Annotated in this window: 3 protein-coding genes; all 3 read left to right on the top strand. The window is 74.5% G+C overall.

Annotated elements, in window-relative coordinates; translation table 11 throughout:
• Position 1: 1 nt before the first annotated feature.
• Genes WME96_RS42880 through WME96_RS42870 form a run of 3 tightly spaced genes read left to right on the top strand, consistent with a single transcriptional unit; the run spans position 2 to position 19,264 of the window.
• On the top strand, positions 2 to 6,373 hold the full coding sequence (locus WME96_RS42880) for an amino acid adenylation domain-containing protein (RefSeq protein WP_437287305.1): 6,372 nt from the start codon (positions 2 to 4) through the stop codon (positions 6,371 to 6,373).
• Between the two features lie 4 nt (positions 6,374 to 6,377).
• Positions 6,378 to 15,272 (top strand): amino acid adenylation domain-containing protein, encoded by an 8,895-nt coding sequence (locus WME96_RS42875; protein ID WP_437287304.1) that lies wholly within the window; start codon positions 6,378 to 6,380, stop codon positions 15,270 to 15,272.
• Positions 15,269 to 19,264: a non-ribosomal peptide synthetase gene (locus WME96_RS42870; RefSeq protein WP_437287303.1), complete on the top strand. Its 3,996-nt coding sequence runs from the start codon at positions 15,269 to 15,271 to the stop codon at positions 19,262 to 19,264. The genes WME96_RS42875 and WME96_RS42870 overlap by 4 nt, the downstream gene beginning before the upstream one ends.
• Positions 19,265 to 19,273: the final 9 nt, after the last annotated feature.

Below are 19,273 nucleotides of genomic sequence, written 5' to 3'. Positions count from 1 at the left end.
CGTGTCTACCAAGCCTGATCCGTCTGCCAACATCGAAAGCGTCTATCCCCTCTCGCCCATGCAGGAGGGGATGCTGTTCCACACGCTCCTCCGCCCGTCCTCGGGCGTCTACCTCATGCAGAACCGCTATCGCATCGAGGGCGATCTGCAGCTCGACGCGTTCGAGCGGGGCTGGCGAGAGGTGGTGGCGCGGCACGCGATCCTGCGCACCTCCTTCGTCTGGAGGAGCCAGAAGCGCCCGCTCCAGGTCGTCCACAAGACCGTGGAGCTGCCGTTCGAGCTGCTCGATGTCCGGGGCCTCACCGGGGAAGCCCAGGAGGCGCGCATCTCCAGGGAGCTCCGCGACGAGCTCGACCGAGGGCTCGACTTCGGCAAGGCGCCGGTGATGCGCATCCGCCTGATCCGGCTGGGCGACAGGACGTACGAGCTCGTTCACAGCTTCCATCACATCCTCCTCGACGAGTGGTGCACCTCGCTCCTGGTGATGGACTTCCTCGCTCACTACGAGGCGCTGGTCCGGGGCGACGCGTCGCGCCCTCCGCCCGCGCGCCCCTACCGCGATTACATCGACTGGCTCGGGCGGCGGGACGCCCAGGCCGCAGAGGCGTTCTGGCGGGGCGCCCTCGAGGGCTTCGGGGCCCCGACGCCGCTCGGGGTCGAGGAGCGCTCCGAAGGCGCGGCGGCCGCGGATCATGGCGAGATCGACGACGTCACGGTCCGGCTCGGCGCGGCGCCCTCGGCCGCGCTGCGCGCGCTCGTCCAGCGCCATCGCCTCACGCTCAACACGATCGTACAAGGCGCCTGGGCCCTGCTGCTCAGCCATTACAGCGGCGAGCCCGAGGTGCTCTTCGGCGTCACCGTCGCCGGGCGTCCACCGGAGCTGCCAGGGGTCGAGTCCATCCTGGGGCTCTTCATCAACACGCTGCCGCTGCGCGTGCCGGTCCCCGCGGACAAGCCGCTCTTGCCGTGGCTCGCCGCGCTGCTCGATCAGAACCTCGGGCTGCGGCAGCACGAGCACACGCCGCTCGTGGACATCCAGCGCTGGAGCGAGATCGAGCGCGGACAGCCGCTGTTCCAGAGCCTCTTCGTGTTCGAGAACGCGCCGGTCGACCCCGCGCTCCGCGAGGGGCGGATCGTCTTCCGGGTCGAGGACGTCCGCGACCGCGTCCACACGAACTACCCGCTCACCATCATGTCGTGGCCCGACGCCGAGCTGCCCCTCAAGCTCTCCTATGACCGGTCGCGCGTCCGGCCCGAGCTCGCCGCGCGGCTGCTCGGGCACCTCCGCGCGCTCCTCGAGGGCATGGCCGCGCGCCCCGACGCGCGCCTCGGCGAGCTGCCGCTCCTCACGCCGGCCGAGCGAGAGCAGGCGCTCGTCGCGTGGAACACGACGCCCCCGGCCCCGGAGGATCTCTCGTCCTACGCCGCGCGCTTCCACGCCCAGGTCGCGCGGACCCCCGAGGCCGTCGCCGTGTCCTGCGCGGATCGGCGGCTGACCTACGCCGCGCTGAACCGCGACGCCAACCGCGCGGCGCACGCGCTCCGCGCGCGCGGGATCAGCCCCGAGGAGCGGGTGGCGCTGCTCGACGACCGGGGCATCCCGCTGCTCACCATGATCCTCGCCGTGTTCAAGGCCGGCGGGGCGTACGTGCCGATCGATCCCGCCTACCCGGCCGAGCGCGTGGCGCAGATCCTCGCGTCGAGCGAGCCCCGCGTCGTCATGACGCGCGAGCGGCACCGCGGGGCTTTGGAAAGAGCCGTTGCTTTGCTGCCCGAGGCGCGCCGGCCGGCGATCGCGACCATCGAGCGCGCGCTCGACAAGGCCATTTCCGACGAGAACCCGGAGGAGCGCGGCGGGCCGGGGCACCTCGCCTACGTCATCTACACGAGCGGCTCCACCGGGGTGCCCAAGGGCGCGATGGTCGAGCGGCGCGGGATGCTCAACAACATGCTGAGCAAGATCCCGCGGCTCGGCCTCGCGGCGGGCGACGTCATCGCCCAGACGGCCTCGCCGTGCTTCGACATCTCGGTCTGGCAGTTCCTCACCGCCCTGCTCTTCGGCGGCACGGTCGACATCGTGCCCGACGAGATCACGCGCGATCCGGCCCGCCTGCTCGAGCACGTCGAGCGCCGGGGGATCGCGGTCGCCGAGCTCGTCCCCGCCGTGCTCCAGGGCATGCTGGACGCGGCCCTGGAGCACCCCGCGCCGGCGCCCACGCTCGCGCGGCTGCGCTGGATCCTGCCGACCGGCGAGGCGCTCCCCGCGGCGCTCGCCCGGGCGTGGCTCGACCGCTACCCGGCGGTGCCCCTCATGAACGCCTACGGGCCCGCGGAGTGCTCGGACGACGTGGCGCTGCACGCGATCACCGCGCCGCCCGCGGCGCACGAGGCGCAGGTCCCGATCGGGCGGCCGGTGGACGGCTTCAGGCTCTACGTGCTGGACCACCTGCTCGTCCCGTCGCCGGTCGGCGTGACCGGCGAGCTCTACGTGGGCGGCATCGGCGTCGGGCGCGGCTACCTGGGCGAGCCGGGCCGCACCGCCGCCGCGTTCCTCCCCGACCCGTTCAGCCAGGCGCCGGGGCGCCGGCTCTACCGGACCGGGGATCTCGGTCGCTACCGCGACGACGGCACGATCGAGTTCGTCGGCCGGCGGGACCACCAGGTCAAGCTGCGGGGCTACCGCATCGAGCTCGGCGAGATCGATGCGCGGCTCGCCGAGCACCCCGCCGTGCGGGAGGCCGCGGTGCTCGTGCGCGAGGACCGGCCGGGGGCGCGGCGGCTCGTCGCCTACGCGGCCGCCCCGGAGCCGGCGCCTGCAGCGGAGGCGCTGCGCGCGTGGCTCGCGGAGCGCCTGCCCGAGTACATGGTGCCGCAGGCCTTCGTGTTCCTGCCGGCGCTGCCCCGCACGGCGAACGGCAAGGTGGACCGGCGCGAGCTGCCCGCCCCCGAGACCGGCGACGCGCGCAGCCACGTCGCGCCGCGCACCGCGACCGAGGAGCTGCTCGCCGGGATCTGGGCCGAGGTGCTGGGCGTCGAGCGGGTGTCCGTGGAGGACTCGTTCTTCGACCTCGGCGGCCACTCGCTGCTGCTGACGCAGGTCCTGTCGCGCGTGCGCCGCGTGCTCGACGTCGAGCTCCCGCTCCGCGCGCTCTTCGAGACGCCGACGGTGGCCGCCCAGGCGCGCGCCGCCCTGGAGGCGCGGCGCGGCCCGCTGGCCCCGCCGGCGCCGCCGCTCCTCGCCGGGCCGCGGAGCGGCCCGCAGCCGCTGTCGTTCGCGCAGGAGCGGCTGTGGTTCCTCGCGCAGCTCGAGGAGACCGCGGCGTCGTACAACATCCCGGCGGCGGTGCGCCTGCTCGGGCCGCTCGACGTGGCCCGCCTCGAGCGCAGCTTCGCCGCGGTGGTCCGCCGCCACGAGTCCCTGCGCGCCACGTTCGAGGAGCGCGACGGCCGGGCGGTCGCGATCATCCACGACGAGCAGCCGGTGGCGCTCTCGATCGTGGACCTCGGCGCCGCGCCCGAGGAGGCGCGCGAGGCCGAGGCGCTACGCCGGCTCGAGGAGCAGGCCAGCCGGCCGTTCGACCTCCGCCGCGGGCCGCTGCTCCGGCTCTCGCTCCTGCGGCTCGGCGAGCGCGAGCACCTCCTGCTCGTCGTCCTCCACCACATCGTGTCGGACGGGTGGTCGATGAACGTCCTCGTCCGCGAGGTGGCGGAGCTCTACGCCGCCGACGCGGAGGGGCGCGCCGCGGCGCTCCCGTCGCTCCCGATCCAGTACGGCGACTACGCCGGCTGGCAGCGCGCGTGGCTCACGGGGGCGGCGCTCGACAGGCAGCTCGCGCACTTCCGGCAGCGGCTCTCCGCGGAGCCGCCGGTCCTGCGGCTGCCCACCGACAAGCCGCGCCCCGCCGCGCGGTCGTACCGGGGCGCCCGCCACGACTTCGAGCTCCCGCGCGAGCTCTCCGCCGCGCTCGGCGCGCTCGCCCGCGGCCAGGGCGTCACCACGTACATGCTGCTCCTCACCGCGTTCGAGGCGCTTGTCGCGCGGCGGAGCGGCCAGACGGACCTGTGCATCGGGACGCCGATCGCGGGCCGCACGCGCGTCGAGGTCGAGGGGCTCATCGGGCTCTTCGTCAACACGCTCGTGCTGCGGGCCGACCTCGCGGGGGATCCGCGCTTCACGGACCTGCTCTCGCGGACGCGGGAAGAGGTGCTGGCCGCGCAGGCGCACCAGGACCTGCCGTTCGAGCAGCTCGTGAAGGCGCTCCGGCCGGCGCGGGATCTCGGGAGCACGCCGCTGTTCCAGGTGATGTTCTCGCTCCAGGAGGCCTCGCGGCGCGCGCTCCCGCTCGCCGACCTGGAGCTCCGACCCGTCGAGGTGGATCCGGGCACCGCCCAGTTCGACCTCTCGCTCCACATGGCGACCGGGCCGGAGGGGCTGAGCGGCTCGTTCGAGTACAGCACGGAGCTCTTCGAGGAGCGCACGATCCGCCGCATGGCGGACGACCTCCGCGCCCTGCTGGAGGCGATCGTGGCGCGGCCGACCGCGCGGCTCGGCGAGCTGCCGCTGCCCGAGGCGCCGGCCCCGGCGCCGCCCGAGCCGCCCGAGGCGGCGGCGCCGGCCATCGCGGCGGCGCCGGCCGACGCGGCCATCGCGGCGGCGCCGCCGATCGGCGCGGGAGGAGCGCCCCTGGACGCCGCGCAGGACGCCGCCGCGGACACGGACGTCGAGGCGGAGCTCGCGCAGATCTGGGGCGCGGTGCTGGGCCGCGAGCGCGTCGGCCGCGACGACAACTTCTTCGAGCTGGGCGGCGACTCGATCCTGAGCCTGCAGGTCGTGTCCCGCGCGAAGCAGGCGGGCCTCCGCCTGACGGCGCGCCAGATGTTCCAGCACCAGACCCTCGCGGAGCTCGCGGCCGCCGCGAGCGTCGCCTCGGCCGCGGCGCCGGCCGGGGAGGAGCCGGCGACGGGCGATGTCCCCCTGATCCCGATCCAGCGGCGGTTCTTCGCGCGCGATCTGCCGAACCCCCATCACTGGAACCAGGCGCTCTTGCTCACGGTCGCCGAGCCCCTCGACTGGCCGGCCCTGCAGGCGGCGGCGCAGGCGCTCCTCGGCCACCACGACGCCCTGCGGCTGCGCTACGTGCCGGAGGGAGGCGGCTTTCGCCAGACGCACGCGCCCGGCGAGCCCGAGGCGGTGGCGCACCGGGCAGACCTCTCCAGGGTGCCCGAGGCCGACCTGCCGCGGGCGATCGAGGCGCACGCGTCCCGGTGGCAGGCGAGCCTCGACCTGACGGCCGGGCCGGTGCTCCGCGTGGTCGGCTTCGACCTCGGCGCCGGCCGGCCGGGGCGGCTCTTGCTGGCCGCGCACCACCTCGTCGTCGACGGCGTGTCGTGGCGGATCCTCCTCGACGATCTCCAGGCCGCCTACGATCAGGCCCGCCGCGGGGCGCCGGTGCAGCTGCCCGACAGGACCACCTCGTTCAAGCGGTGGGCGGAGCGCCTCGAGGCCGCGGCGCAGGGCGCCGCCTTCCAGGAAGAAGCGGCCTTCTGGCTCGGGCTTCCCTGGGACCGGGCGGCGCCGCTGCCGGTCGACACGCCGGCGGGAGATCGCGCGGAGACGGCCATGGCCACGGTCAAGGCGGGCCTGAGCGGGGCCGAGACGCGGTCGCTGCTCGAGGACGTGTCGGACGCGTACCGGACGCGCGTCGACGAGGTCTTGCTGGCCGGGCTGGCCCTCGCGCTCGCGCGGTGGACCGGACAGAGCGTGGCGGCGATCGAGGTCGAAGGCCACGGGCGCGAGGCGCTCGACGGCGAGGACCTGGACCTGTCGCGCACCGTCGGCTGGTTCACGAGCGCCTACCCGGTGCTGCTCGAGGTCGCGAAGGACGCGGCGCCGGGCGACGTGCTCAAGGCGGTGAAGGAGCAGCTCCGCCGCGTCCCGCGGCGCGGCCTCCCCTACGGCGCGGTGCGGGAGCTGGGCACGGGGGCGATCGCCGACCGGCTGCGCCGCCTGCCGACGCCGGGCGTCGCGTTCAACTACCTGGGCCAGTGGGATCAGGTGGTCGGCGCCGGCGCGCGGTTCTCCCTGGCCACGGAGTCGCCCGGCGCCGAGCACGACCCGCGCAGCCCGCTCCCCTACGAGATCGAGATCGACGCGGCCGTGTACGACGGTCGGCTCGAAGCGACCTTCCGTTACAGCGCCGCGCGGTACCGGCAGGAGACGGTCGCGGCGGTCAGCGCGCTGTGGCGCGACGCGCTGAGAGAGCTGATCGCGCACTGCCTGTCTCCCGAGGCCGGCGGCTACACGCCGTCCGACTTCACCGACGTCGCGCTCGCGCCGGACGAGCTGGACTCCATCCTGGGAGCCTTGGACTGAGGCCATGACGAACAAGAAAAAAGACGTTGAGTCGATTCATTACCTCTCCCCGCTCCAGCAGGGATTGCTCTTTCATGCGGTCTCGGACCGGTCCGCCGACCCGTACTTCGTCCAGACGGCCTTCCTGCTGGAGGGGCGGCTCGATCTGGACGCCTTCGAGCGCGCCTGGCAGGCGCTCGCGGAGCGGCACCCCATCCTGCGCACCGCCTTCGTCTGGGAGGGCGTCGCGAAGCCCGTGCAGGTCGTCCGACCGCGGGTGACGATCCCGGTGGCGCGCCACGACCTCCGCGGGCTCGCGGCCGGCGCGCGCGAGGAGGCCCTGTCCGCGATCATGGCCGCGGACCGGCGCGCCGGCTTCGACCTGCTGAGAGCCCCCCTCATGCGGCTCACGGTGGTCCAGGCCGAGGACGATGCCTTTTATTTCATCAACAGCCATCACCACCTCTTGCTGGACGGGTGGAGCTTCGCCCTCCTGCTGAGAGAGGCGCTGCTCGTCTATCGAGCGCTCGCGCGGGGCACGACGCCCGAGCTGCCGCGGCCGCGCCCGTACCGGGAGTACCTGAGCTGGGTGCAGGCCCAGGACGAAGGCGCGGCCGAGCGGTTCTTCCGCGACGCGCTGGCCGGGTTCCGGGCGCCCACGCCGCTCCCGATGGAGGCCGTCCCGGCGGCGGGCGCGGCGGGCGGCGACGCGTTCCCCTGCGCCGAGCAGGCGCTGCGCTTCTCGCGGGCCGAGACGGAGGCGCTCGCGGCCTGCGCGCGCCGCCTGCGCATCACGCTGAACACCCTCGTGCAGGGCGCGTGGGCCCTCCTGCTCTCCCGGCACAGCGGAGAGCCCGATGTGGTCTTCGGCGCCACGGTCTCGGGCCGCCCCCCGGAGCTCCCCGGCGCCGAGGCGATCGTCGGCGTGCTGATCAACACGCTGCCGGTGCGGGTCCGCGTGGACGAGCACGAGCCGCTCGCCGCCTGGCTCTCGCGGCTGCAGGACAGGAACAGCGAGCTGCGCCAGCACGAGTGGACCCCTCTTTCCAACGTCCAGCGCTGGAGCGAGGTGCCGGGCGGGCGGTCGCTCTTCGACACCATCGTGGTGTTCGACAGCTACCCCGAGGAGGAGGTGCCCGACGCGCACTCCGACGTTCGCGACGTGCGCGTCAGCGCCCTCCCCCGCCCCGGCGGCGGGCGCGTCGGCGACGCCCTGCTCACCGACGGGCGCAACAACTACCCGGTGTCGCTCATCGTCGAGCCGTCGCGCGAGCTCGGGCTCATCCTCTCGTACGAGCGCCGCCGCCTCACGCACGAGGCCGCGGCCAGCCTGCTCGGCCAGTGCCGCGCGCTGCTCGAGGCGATGGCGGCGCGGCCGCGCGCCCGCCTGGCCGAGCTGCCCCTCGTGGGCGCGGCCGAGCGGCGGCGCCTGCTCACCGACCTGAACGCGACGGCCACGGCCTCCGCGCCGTCGGCCTGCGTCCACGAGCTCTTCGAGGCGCACGCCGCCGCGCGGCCCGACGCGCTCGCGGTCGTCTGCGAGGAGACGGCGCTCACCTACGGGGAGCTCGACCGGAGGACGAACCAGCTCGCGCGGAGGCTGCGGGCGCTCGGCGTGAGGCCCGAGGACCGGGTCGTCCTGTGCATCGAGCGCTCGGCGGAGATGGTCGTCGCGCTGCTCGGCGCGCTCAAGGCCGGCGCCGCGTACGTGCCCGTCGATCCGAAGTTCCCGCGCGAGCGGCTCCGCGCGGTGGTCGAGGACAGCGGCGCGCGCGCCGTGATCACGCAGGAGCGATGGGGCGGCGCGTTCGACGGGCCGGGGCCGGCGCTGCTCTTCCTCGACCGCGACGCCGGCGCCCTCGCGGCCGAGCCCGACGCGCCGCTGCTTGGACAAACGGCCCGGAGCGACAACCTCGCCTACCTCATCTACACCTCGGGCTCGACAGGGCGCCCGAAGGGCGTGGCCGTCGAGCACCGCCACCTCGTGAACTACGTGCACGGCGTGCTCGCGCGGCTGCCCCTCGCCGAGGGCGGCGGCATGGCGCTCGTCTCGACCGTGGCCGCGGACCTCGGACACACGTCGCTCTTCGGCGCGCTCTGCTCGGGCCGCACGCTGCACGTCCTGTCCGAGGCGCGGATCTTCGATCCCGACGCGACCGCCGAGTACATGAGCCGCCACGGGGTCGACGCGCTCAAGATCGTCCCCAGCCACCTCGGCGCGCTCCTCGAGGCGGCGCAGCCCGAGCGCGTGCTGCCGACGCGCTGCCTCGTGGTCGGCGGAGAGGCCTCGAGCTGGGAGCTCATCGAGCGGATCCGGACGCTCGCGCCGGGCTGCACCGTGGTGAACCACTACGGCCCCACCGAGACGACCGTTGGCTCGCTCACATGGCAGATCGACCCTGCGGGCGACCGCTCCGGGGCGACCGTACCCATCGGTCGGCCGCTCCCCAACACCCAGGCGTATGTCCTTGGTGCAAATTTCGAGGCGGTACCGGTGGGTGTACCCGGGGAGCTCTACCTGGGCGGGGCCGGCGTGACGCGCGGCTACCACGCTCGCCCCGAGCTGACGGCGGAGCGGTTCGTCCCGGATCCGTTCGGGGGCGTCCCCGGGGGTCGGCTGTACCGCACCGGGGATCGGGCGCGCGTCCTTGCGAACGGCGCGATCGAGTTTCTCGGGCGCACCGACCACCAGGTCAAGCTGCGCGGCCACCGCGTCGAGCTGGGCGAGATCGAGGCCCTCCTGCGCGAGCAACCCGAGGTGCAGCAGGCCGTCGTCGTGGCGCGGGACCACGACGGGACGAAGCGCCTCGTGGCCTACGTGGTGGGCCGGGAAGCGGCGGCCGTCGACGCGGCCGCGCTGCTCGCGCGGCTCGCGCAGCGCTTGCCGGACTACATGGTGCCCAGCGCGATCGTGCCGCTGCAGGCGCTGCCGCTGACCGCGAACGGCAAGCTCGACCGCACGGCGCTGCCGGATCCCGACGCGGCCCGTGCGCCGCGCAGCGGCGGGTACGTCGCGCCGCGCACCGACGTGGAGGCGACGCTCGCCCGGATCTGGGCCGACGTCCTGCGCCGCGGGCCGGTGGGCGTCCACGACGACTTCTTCGCGATGGGCGGCGACTCCATCATGAGCCTGCAGATCATCGCCCGCGCCAACCGGGAAGGGCTGCGCCTCTCGCCCAAGCAGATGTTCGCGCACCGGACGATCGCCGCACTCGCGGGCGATGTGGCCGATGCGCCGGCCGCGCAGGAGCCGCCGACCCCGCCGCCGCCCGCGATCGAGCCCTTCCAGCTCGCCCGACTCGATCGGGCGCAGCTCGACGCCCTGCTGCAGGCCGACGACGGCATCGAGGACGTGCTCCCCGCGTCCCCGGTGCAGCAGGGCATGCTCTTCCACTCGCTCCTCACGCCGGAGGCGAGCCCGTACTTCAACCAGATCGTCTGCACGTTCGCGCGGGGCCTGGACGTCGAGGCGTTCGCGCGGACCTTCGAGGTCCTGAGCGCGCGCCACGCGATCTTGCGGACAGGCTTCCTCACCGGCGTCGCGGAGCCCCACCAGGTCGTGCGGCGGGCCGTGCGCCTGCCGCTCGAGGTCCTCGACTGGCGGGCGCTCTCGGGCGCCGAGCAGGAAGCGGCGCTCGAGCGCTATCTCCGGGACGATCGCCTGCGGGGCTTCCGGTTCGAGGAGCCGCCGCTCATGCGGGTGGCGGCGATGCGCCTCTCGGAGCGCGTCGACCAGGTCGTCTGGAGCGTTCACCACGCGCTGCTCGACGGCTGGTGTCAGGGGCTCGTCCTCAAGGAGTGGCTGACGCTCTACGAGGAGGCGCGGCGCGGCGCGCTCGGCGAGCGCGAAGCGGCGCCCCCCTACCGGAGCTACATCGCGTGGCTCGCGCGGCAGGACATGGCGGCCGCCGAGGCCTTCTTCCGGGCTCACCTGAAGGGGCTGACAGCGCCGACCCGGCTGCCGGAGCGCACCGAGGCCCCGCAGGCGCAGGGCCTCGCCGGCTTCCGCGAGCACCGGGCGCTGCTCTCGCCGGACGCGACGAGGGCGCTCCAGGGGTTCGCGCGGGCGCAGGGCGTCACGCTCAACACCGTCGTGCAGGCCGCGTGGGCGCTGCTCCTCGCCCGCTATAGCGGCGAGTCGGACGTGCTCTTCGGCATCACCGTGGCCGGCCGCCCCGCCGATCTGCCGGACGCCGGCTCCATCATGGGCGCGTTCATCAACTCGCTCCCCCTGCGCCTGCGCGTCCCCCCGGCCTCGCGGCTCGCGGACTGGCTGCAGCAGATCCAGGCGCTCAACCTGGAGCTGCGGCAGTACGAGTACAGCCCGCTGGTGCAGGTGCAGCGATGGAGCGAGGTGGAGCCGGGCACGCCGCTCTTCGACTCGCTCCTCGTGTTTCAGAACTACCCCGTGGACCAGGCCGTCGACGAGCACCGGCGGGCCCTCGGGATCGAGGTGAGCACGGCGGAGGCCTGGACGAGCTACCCGCTCACGGTCTACGTGGTCCCCGGCAGCGAGCTCGCGCTGACGCTCTCGTTTGACGCGCAGCGCCTCGATGAGGGCACCGTCGCCCGCATGGCGGCCGCGATGTGCGCGCTGCTCGAGCGCATGGCGGGCCAGCCCGAGGCGCGGCTCGGGGGGCTCGCGCCCCTCGGCGATCCGGAGCAGGAGCGGCTCGCCGCGGAGCAGGGCTCGACCCGGAGGGACTATCGATCGCAGCCCTGCCTGCCCGAGATGCTCGCGGCGCAGGCGGCGCGGACGCCCGACGCCGTCGCGGTGACGTGCGGGCGAGAGCGCCTGACCTACGGAGAGCTGAACGCCCGCGCCAACCGGCTCGCGCACGCCCTGCGGCGGCGCGGGGTCGGCTCGGAGACGCTGGTGGGGCTCTGCGTCGAGCGCTCGCTGGAGATGATGGTCGGCTTGCTGGGCATCCTGAAGTCGGGCGGCGCCTACGTCCCGCTGGATCCCGCTTATCCGCGCGAGCGGCTCCGCGCCATGCTGGAGGACTCGCGGCTGCCGCTGCTCCTCACGCAGGAGAGCCTGCTGCACGCCTTGCCCGACACAGGCGCGCGCGCGCTCTGCCTGGATCGGGACTGGCCCTCGATCGCCGGTGAGCCCGATCGGGCGCCGACGCCGCTCCACCACGAGGAGAGCCTGGCCTACGTCATCTACACGTCCGGGTCCACGGGCCGGCCCAAGGGCGTCATGGTCCGCCACGGGGGCGTGACGAACTTCCTGCTCTCCATGCAGGAGCACCTCTCGCCCCCGCGGGACGTCGCGGTGCTCGCGACAACGTCCATCTCCTTCGATATCGCCGTGCTGGAGCTGTTCCTGCCGCTGCTCACGGGCGGGCGGGTGGAGCTCGCCCGCCGCGAGGACGCGGCCGACGGCGAGCGCCTGGCAGCGCTGCTCCGCGCGTCCGGCGCGACGCTGGTGCAGGCGACGCCGACGGGCTGGAAGATGCTGCTGGAGAACGGTCGGCCCCGGCTCGACGGCCTGGCCGTGTTGTGCGGCGGCGAGGCCTTCCCGCGGGAGCTGGCGCGCAAATTCCTCGAGGCGGGCGTGGCTCCCTGGAACCTCTACGGGCCGACCGAGACCACCGTCTGGTCGAGCATCCACCGCGTGACAGTGGACGGGCCGATCCCGCTGGGGACCCCGATCGCCAACACAGAGCTCCACGTGCTCGATCGGCAGCTCTACCCGGCGCCCCTCGGCGTGGCCGGCGAGCTGTGCATCGGAGGCGCGGGCCTCGCGCGCGGCTACCTCGATCATCCCGATCTGACGGCCGATCGCTTCATCCCGGATCCGTTCAGCCAGGAGCCGGGCCGCCGTCTCTACAGGACCGGCGACATGGCGCGCTTCCGGCGCGACGGCACCCTCGAATTCCTCGGGCGGCGCGACCACCAGATCAAGATCCGCGGCTTCCGGATCGAGCTGGGCGAGATCGAGGCGCAGCTGCGGGCCTGCCCGGACGTGCGCGACGCGGTCGTCGTGGCCCGCGAGGGCGAGGGGACGCCGCGCCTCGCCGCGTACGTCATCCCGGAGCGGGGCGCCGCGCTCACCGCGGATGGGCTGCGCGCGGCGCTGAAGGAGCGGCTGCCCGACCACATGGTGCCGTCGGCCTACGTGTGGCTCGACGAGCTGCCGCTGACCCCGAACGGCAAGGTGAACCGGAAGGCCCTGCCTGCGCCCGGGCTCGTCGCGCGCGAGCAGCATGCGCGGCCCCGCACCGCGACGGAGGAGATCGTGGCGGCGATCTGGGCCGAGGTGCTCGGCCTCGAGGCCGTCGGCGTGCACGAGAGCTTCTTCGAGCTCGGAGGGCACTCGCTCCTGGCCACCCGCGCGATCTCCCACATCCGCGGCTCGTTCCAGGTGGAGCTGCCGCTCCGCTCGCTCTTCGATCACCCGACCGTGGCGCAGCTCGCCGGCGCCGTGGACGACGCCGCCAAGCAGCAGCGCGGCGCGGTGCTGCCGCCGATCACCAGGCAGCCGAGGGACGGCGGGCTCCCGCTCTCGTTCGCGCAGCAGCGCCTGTGGTTCTTGGCCCAGCTCGAGCCCGACAGCGCCGGGTACAACATGACCGCGGCCGTGCGCGTCGAGGGGGAGCTCGACGTCGCGCTGCTCCGGGAGAGCCTCATCGCGCTCGTCCAGCGCCACGAGTCGCTGCGGACCACGTTCGGCGTGGCCTCCGGCGAGCCGGTGCAGGTGATCGCCCCCGAGGGCGCGCCGGAGTTCGAGGTCGTGGACCTGTCGAAGGCGCCCACAGAGGAGCACGGCGCGCAGATCCAGCGCCTGGCCGCGGACCGCGCGGAGCGGCCGTTCGACCTCGCTCGCGGGCCGCTCCTGCGGGTGACGGCGATCAAGCTCCGCGACGACGAGCTCGTGCTGGTCGTCGTCGTCCACCACATCGTGGCGGACGGCTGGACCATGAACGTGCTGGTCGCGGACCTGGCCGAGCTCTACGCCGCGGCGAGGGCCGGGCGGCCGTCGGCGCTGAAGCCGCTGCCGGTCCAGTACGCGGACTTCGCCGTCTGGCAGCGGCAGTGGATCCAGGGCGCGACCCGCGAGGCGCTGCTCGGCGCGTGGCGCGAGCGGCTCTCCGGGCCCCCGCCCGCGCTCGATCTGCGCCCGGATCACCCGCGGTCCGCCTCGTCGACCTACCGCGGCGGGCGCCACACGATCGCGGTGGACCGCGCGCTCGCCGAGGCGCTGCGCGCGCTGGGCCGGCGCGAGGGCGCCACGCTCTTCATGACGCTGCTCGCGGCGTTCAAGGTCGTGCTGCTCGGTCGCACGGGCCAGAGCGACGTCCTCGTCGGCACCGACGTCGCGGGCAGGAGCCGCGCCGAGACCGAGGGGCTGATCGGGTTCTTCGTCAACCTGCTCGTCCTGCGCACGGATCTCGGCGGTTTGCCCACGTTCCGCGAGCTCCTCCAGCGGGTCCGCGAGGTCACGCTCGACGCGTACGCGCACCAGGATCTGCCGTTCGAGCAGGTCGTCGACGCCGTGCGGCCCGCGCGCGAGCCCGGCCGCCACCCGCTGGTGCAGACCCTGTTCGTGCTGCAGAACGTGCCGGCGTCCGAGATCTCGCTGCCCGGGGTGCGCTTCAGCGCCGTGGATCTCGACCGGGAGGTGTCGCGGTTCGACCTCGGCGTGTTCGTCGAGGAGGACGACGAGGGGCTCACGTGCGCGTGGAAGTACCGCGCCGATCTGTTCGAGCCGCCGACCATCGCGGCGATGGCGGCCCATTTCATGGCCGTGCTGCGGGCCATCGTGGACGACCCCGACCGCCGCGTGACGGCGCTCGCGGCGCTCACGGCAGCGACGAGGAAGGAACGCACCATGGAAGGACGCGCGCGCGACGAGGGCCGGCTCCGGAGCCTCAAGCGCATCACCCCCCGCAAGGTGGACGTGGGTCCCCGCGCGCTTGTCGCGACGGGCACGCTGGGCGACGGGCCGCTGCCGCTGGTCGTGAGGCCGGCGGTCGACGACGTGGACCTCGCCGCATGGGCCCGCGAGGAGCGGGCGTTCGTCGAGGCGCAGCTCCTGCGGCACGGGGCCGTCCTGTTCCGCGGCTTCGCGGTCCAGTCGGTCGCGGAGTTCGAGCAGGTCGCGAAGGCCGTCTGCGGCGAGCTGTTCGGCGAGTACGGCGATCTGCCGCGGGAGAAGGCCGGGCAGAACATCTACGGCTCGACGCCCTACCCCGCCGACAAGGCCATCCTGTTCCACAACGAGAGCTCGCACCTCCCGCGCTGGCCGCTCAAGCAGTGGTTCTTCTGCGTGCAGGCCGCGCCGGAGGGCGGCGCGACGCCGATCGTGGACTGCAGGAGGCTCTGCGAGGCGCTCGCGCCCGACGTCCGCGAGCGCTTCCGGCGGTCGGGGCTGCTCTACGTGCGGAACTTCACGCCGGGCTTCGACGTGGGCTGGCAGGACTTCTTCCACACCACGGATCCCGCGGTCGTGGAGGAGCGCTGCCGCGCGGGCGGCATGCGGTGCGAGTGGCTCGCGGGCGGCCGGCTGCGGATCAGCCAGCGCGGACCGGCCGTGCTCTCGCACCCGAAGACGGGAGAGCAGGTGTTCTTCAACCAGATCCAGCTCCACCACCCGGCGTACCTGGAGGCGCCGGTGCGCGAGTCGCTCCTGGCCATGGTCGGCGAGGAGTGGCTGCCCCGCAACGTCACCTACGGCGACGGCGCGCCGATCGAGGTCGAGACGACCCGCGCGCTCGGCGAGGCCTACGAGCGCTGCGCCGTGCGGTTCCCGTGGCAGGAGGGCGACATCATCCTGCTCGACAACATGCTCGTGGCCCATGGCCGCGATCCGTTCTCGGGCCCGCGGAAGATCGTGGTCGCCATGGGCGAGATGATGACGGCCGAGCAGGCGATGCAGGCGTCGCAGGCGTCGGACGGCGCGGTGGCGTCATGACGACGCAGGCCGCCGAGCTCGGGCCGAGCGTCGAGGGCGTGCGCCTGTCGCCGCAGCAGCGGCGCCTGTGGGCGCTCCACCGGGGCGGAACCACGGTGTTCGCGCGCGCGCTGATGCGCCTGGAGGGAGACCTCGACGCCGCGCGGCTGGCCTTCGCCCTCGACCAGGTCGTCGCGCGCCACGAGATCCTCAGGACGACGTTCCACCAGGATCCGCGCCTCAAGTTCCCGCTGCAGGCCGCCGGCGGGGCGGCACCCGCGTGGCACCGAGTGGATCTGGGCGGCCGCGCGGCCGGCGACCAGCAGGCGCACGTCGAGGCGCTCTGGCGCGAGGCCGCGCGGCTCAGGGTCGACCTCGAGCGCGGGCCGCTGCTCCACGTGTGGCTCGTGCGCCGCGCCGAGCGGCTGCACGACCTCCTCGTCGCCGCGCCCGCGCTCTCGGCCGACGCGTGGACGCTCGACCTCCTGTTCGGCGAGCTGGCCGAGGCCTACGCCGCCGCCGGCGATCGGCGGGAGATCGCGGCGGAGCCGGTGCAGTACGCCCAGTTCGCCGAGTGGCAGAACGATCTCGTCAGCTCGGCGGAGAGCGCCCCGGCCCCCTCGGAGATGCCCGTGGTCCTCCCGTTCGAGGGCGCCGCCGACGAGGGCGGCGCTCCCGGCGAGGTCGTCGAGATCGAGGTCGACGCGGCGCTGCTCGACCGGCTGGAGTCGCTCGCCCGCGGCGAGGGGGCCTCGCTCTCGTCGGCGCTGCTCGCGGCCTTCCAGGTCCACCTCGCGCGCCTCACCGGCGCGCGGGAGCTCGTCGTCGCCGTGGCCTCGGCCGTGCGGAGGCTCGAGGACGTCCAGGAGGTCATGGGCCCGGTGGCCAAGTGGCTCCCGGTGCCGTGCCGCGTGGACGAGGCGCAGCGATTCGCCGAGCTGGTGCGCCGGGCGCAGGCCGGCGTCGAGGAGGCGACCGAGGACGAGGAGCACTGGAACCCCGACCTGCCCGCGGACGGCGGGGGGCCCGGAAACGCCGTCGGCTTCGAGTTCTCCTCGCTCCCCGAGCCAAGGGTGGCGGGCGGCCTCGCATGGCACGTCGAGCGCCGGTGCACGGGCGCGGGCGGCCTCAAGCTCGCGCTCTCGGCGCAGCGCGGGCGAGGCCGCGTGCGCCTCTCGCTCTGGCACGACGCGCGCCGCTGCGGGGCGGAGGGCGTCCTGGCGATGGCCGAGCAGTACCGGGCGCTGCTCGGCAGCGCGGCCGAGGCCTGGTCGGCGCCGGCCGCGCGCCTCGGCCTGCTCGGCCCCGCGGAGCGGGCGCGGCGGCTCTCGGCGGGCCGGGGGGCGGGCGGGGCGTTGAACGACGCCGCGCCGCCGCGGTGCCTGCACGAGGCATTCGAGGAGCACGCGGCGCGGCAGCCCGACGCGCTGGCCGTGGTCGCGGGCGACCGGCGGCTGACCTACGGCGAGCTGAACCGGCAAGCCAACAAGCTGGCCCACCACCTCCGCCGGCGCGGCGTCGGCGGCGGCAGCCCCGTCGGCCTCTGCGGCGAGCGATCCGTGGACATGATCGCGGGCCTCATCGGCATCCTGAAGGCCGGGGGCGCCTACGTGCCGCTCGACCCGCACGCCCCGGTCCAGCGGCTCGCCCAGCAGATCCGGCGCGCGGGCTTCTCCGTCCTGCTCACGAACGCGCCCGTCCGGGCCCGGCTGCCCGACCTGTCGGAGACCGATTGCGCCGTCCTCTCCCTGGACGACGCGGCGCTGCTCGACGGCGAGCCCGAAGGCGACCTGGCCGTGCCGGTGCTGCTCGACGATCTCGCGTCCGTCGTCTTCACGTCGGGCTCGACCGGCGAGCCCAAGGGCGTCGGCGTCACGCACCGGGGCGTCGCCAGCTATGCCCGCTCGGTGTGCGAGGCGCTCGGCATCATCGAGGCCGGGCTGCACTTCGCGACCGTCTCGACGCTGAGCGCGGATCTCGGCAACACGAGCATCTTCGGCGCGCTCGCCTCGGGCGGGTGCCTCCACGTGATCGGCTACGAGACGGCGACCGACGGCCGGCTCTTCTCGGAGTACCACCGGCGCTGGCCGATCGACGTGCTGAAGATCGTGCCCTCGCACCTGAGCGCGCTGCTCGACACGGGCGAGGGCTCGGCGGTGCTGCCGCGGCGGCTCCTGGTGCTCGGCGGAGAGGCGCTGCCGTTCTCCCTCGTCGATCGGATCGCGGCGCTCTCGGGCGGCTGCGCCGTGGCGAACCACTACGGGCCGACCGAGACGACGGTGGGCGCGCTGGTGTTGCCGCTGCGCGATCTGCGCGACCGGCGCGGGTGCGCCTCGGTGCCGATCGGCCGCCCGCTCGCCAGCGCAGAGGCGTACGTGCTCGACGAGCGCCTGGAGCCGGCGCCGGCGGGCACGGTGGGCGAGCTGTACCTGGGCGGCGCCGGCCTGTCGCGCGGGTACCTGGGCCAGCCGGATCTGACCGCGGAGCGGTTCGTGCCGCACCCGTTCGGCGTGGGCGCGCGCCTCTACCGGACGGGCGATCGGGCGCGGTACCGGCCCGACGGCGCCATCGAGTTCATGGGCCGGCGCGATCACCAGGTGAAGATCCGTGGCTTCCGCGTGGAGCTCGGAGAGATCGAGGCGCGGGTCCGGGAGCACCCCGCGGTCGGGCAGGCGGTCGTCGTCGCACGGGAGGACGGCGCGGGCGGGCGCGCGATCGTCGCGTACGTCGTCCCCCGGGAACGAGCGCTCGACGAGGCCGCGCTGCGCGCGTTCCTCAAGGACCGGCTCCCCGAGTACATGCACCCGGGCGACCTCGTGCTGCTGCACGCGCTGCCGCTGACCGCGAACGGGAAGGTGGATCGCAAGGCGTTGCCCAGCCCTGCCGCGCGCCGGCGGCGCGAGTACGTCGCGCCGCGGACGCCGGTCGAGGAGGCGCTCGCGGCGATCTGGGCCGACGTCCTGGGGCGCCCGCAGGTGGGCGTCGAGGACGACTTCTTCGACCTCGGCGGGCACTCGCTGATGGCGATCCCGCTGATGCACCGGATCCAGCAGGCGCTCGGCGGCTCGCTGTCATTGATGGCGATCTTCGAGGCGCCGACCGTGGCGGGGCTGGCCCGTCTCCTCGACGCCGGGCGTCCTGCGTCGAGCGTCGTCGAGCTCCGCGCGGGCGGATCGCGCCCGCCGCTCTTCTGCGTGGACCCCACGGGCCAGCACGTCGCCGCGTACCAGGGCCTCGCCGACGCGCTCGGCGAGGGCCGGCCCGTGCTCGGGCTCGAGCTGGGCCCGGCGCTGGCGCGCGAGGCCGGCGCCGGTTCGATCCGACGGATCGCCGAGCACCTGTCGCGCGAGATCCGGGAGCGGCAGGCGCGCGGGCCGTATTGGCTCCTCGGGTGGTCTCTGGGCGGCGTGCTGGCGCTCGCGATCGCTCGGGCGCTGGAGGAGCAGGGCGAGCCGGTCGCGTTCCTCGGCATCCTGGACACGCAGCCGCGCACGCGCGTCTACGCGGCGGGGGGCGAGCCGGACGCGGTGGAGGAGCTCGCGGAGTACCTCTCCTCGGACCGCAGGGCGGCGCTGCTCGCGCTCTCGCCGGCGGAGCTCGACGGCTTGCGCGAGCGGCTGCGGGGCCTCCGCGAGCTCGATCGCGTGAACGAGGCGGTGCGGTGGGCGCAGGCCCACGGCCTCTTGCCGGGCGACGTGCCGCCCGCGGCCTTCCACCACCGGTACGCGCTGCTCCGGGACGCGGCGCTGTTCCTGAACGATCTGCCGCCGCGGAGCCTCTGTGCGCCCGTCCACGTGTGGTGGAGCGCCGAGACGATCGAGCACCACGGCGGCCCGCCCGTGGACTGGCAGCAGTACACGGCGGGAGCCGTGCGCACGGCGATGGTCTCCGGCGATCACGTCGCCGCGGTGCAGGGGGCCGAGTCGCACGTGCGCATACGCGAGACCCTCGAGGTCCTGGACCCCGCGCAGCGCGCCCTGGAGCGCCCGGAATCGAACAACCCTTCTGACTAGGGAGTACCC

Source organism: Sorangium sp. So ce406, assembly GCF_051474675.1.
Lineage (GTDB): Bacteria > Myxococcota_A > Polyangia > Polyangiales > Polyangiaceae > Sorangium > Sorangium cellulosum_G.
Note: the sequence above shows the minus strand (reverse complement) of the source record. Positions and strands in the feature narration are given on the sequence as shown.